2 protein-coding genes are annotated in these 1409 nt (G+C 70.2%); one reads left to right on the top strand and one right to left on the bottom strand.

Annotation, left to right across the window (positions count from 1 at the left end):
• Positions 1-1031, top strand: a 1031-nt coding sequence (locus OOT08_RS12820) for a tripartite tricarboxylate transporter permease (protein WP_325093131.1), incomplete at its 5' end; no start/stop codon positions are given.
• A 36-nt stretch (positions 1032-1067) separates the two neighbouring features.
• Here OOT08_RS12820 and OOT08_RS12815 read toward each other — a convergent pair.
• The coding region (locus OOT08_RS12815; protein WP_325093130.1) for an alpha/beta fold hydrolase at positions 1068-1409 on the bottom strand (342 nt) is incomplete at its 5' end.

Here is a 1409-nt window from a genome sequence, read left to right as displayed (position 1 = left end):
GCCTCATCGGCACCGAGGTCCTCACGGGCCAGCAGCGCTACACGGTTGGGGTTCCCCAGTTGGCGGACGGCATCGACACCGTGATCGTCGCCGTCGGCCTCTTCGCGGTCGGCGAGACCCTGTACGTGGCCTCCCGCATGCGCCGGGGCCGGGTCCAGACCATTCCGATCACGGGGGGCTGGCGCAACTGGATGAAGCGCGAGGACTGGCGACGATCCTGGAAGCCGTGGCTGCGCGGATCGGCGATCGGGTTCCCCATCGGCACGATTCCCGCCGGTGGCGCCGATGTGGCCACGTTCCTGTCCTATGCCGCCGAGCGCAAGCTCGCGAAGGGCCGCGCCAAAGGACAGTTCGGGCACGGGGCGATCGAGGGGGTCGCGGGCCCGGAGGCCGCCAACAACGCCGCAGCCGCCGGGGTCCTCGTGCCCCTGCTCACGCTCGGCCTGCCCACCACAGCGACCGCGGCCATCATCATCTCCGCGTTCCAGTCCTACGGGATCCGCCCCGGCCCGATGCTCTTCGAGAATCAATCGGGGCTCGTCTGGGCGCTCATCGCGAGCCTCTACATCGGCAATGTGATGCTCCTCATCCTGAACCTGCCCCTCGTGGGCATGTGGGTGCGGGTCCTGCAGATCCCCCGGCACTACCTGTACGCGGGCATTCTGGTGTTCGCGGGGCTCGGGGCCTACGCGCTGAACTTCACGGTGTTCGACATCGGCGCGATCCTCGTGATCGGGCTGATCGGCTTCATGATGCGTCGGCACGGCTACCCCGTGGCTCCGATGGTCGTGGGCTCCATCCTCGGGCCAATGGCAGAGGAACAACTGCGCAAGGCGATGGCGATCAGCCAGGGCGACCCGGCCTATCTCGTGCACTCCACCTTCGCGATCGCCACCTATTCGGCCCTCGCCCTGATCGTGTTGCTCGGGCTCTGGCTCAAGCGCCGCCAGCGCCGCCTCGAATCCCTCGCGATCGATCCGCTCACGACGCCGCTCACGGTCGCGGCGGCCCAGGCCGAGGACGGCCGCTAGCCCACTCCGGCCGGTGGGGCGGCGGGTCCGGACCGCTCAGCGGCTGAGGAAGTCGCGGGTCTCGGCGGCGAAGCGTTCCGGGTCCTGGAACATGATGCCGTGGCGGCCAGCCGCCCAGGTCACCGTGTCCAGGTTCGGGTGTGCCGCGGCCGCGGCCGCCATCCCGTCGCGCACCGCCGCGGGCTCTCGCTCGCCCCACCAGAGCCGGGTGGGGCGAGCGTGCGCGAGCACGGGCTCGGGAGCCCGGAAGCTCAGGTTCGCCCGGAGCACTTCGCGGAGCGTCTCCCGCTGCGCGTGCCGGGACTGCTCCAGATAGGCGGGAAACATCGCATCGGGGAGCAGCAGCTCCTTGGCCTGCGCCTGCGCGAACTTCGGGTT

This window comes from Leucobacter sp. M11, from assembly GCF_035726885.1.
In the GTDB taxonomy this organism is placed as follows: domain Bacteria; phylum Actinomycetota; class Actinomycetes; order Actinomycetales; family Microbacteriaceae; genus JAPFRB01.
Note: the sequence above shows the minus strand (reverse complement) of the source record. Positions and strands in the feature narration are given on the sequence as shown.